Origin of the sequence: Coprococcus sp. TM115-187 (genome assembly GCF_027679115.1) — a bacterium.
GTDB classification, from domain to species: domain Bacteria; phylum Bacillota; class Clostridia; order Lachnospirales; family Lachnospiraceae; genus Allocoprococcus; species Allocoprococcus comes.
In genome coordinates, this window is the sequence record NZ_JAQEKS010000067.1 from 287 (window position 1) to 523 (window position 237).

Below are 237 nucleotides of genomic sequence, written 5' to 3' on the forward strand. Positions count from 1 at the left end.
AACGAACTAGAAGATTGGCAGCGAGATCTTATCGAAAAAATAAGAGTCGGTGTTGAGCTAAAAGACGATGATATTGTTAAAGCAATGGGTTATTAAAATCTAAATCATGAGCCTCTTTAATCGAGGAATTCAACGATTTATGATAGCAACAACAAGTTCCAAACTAAATAAAATTCTGATTTTATTTAGACTACTAATCGTCTGAAACAAGCAAATATTGCTTAAAACAGAGGATAA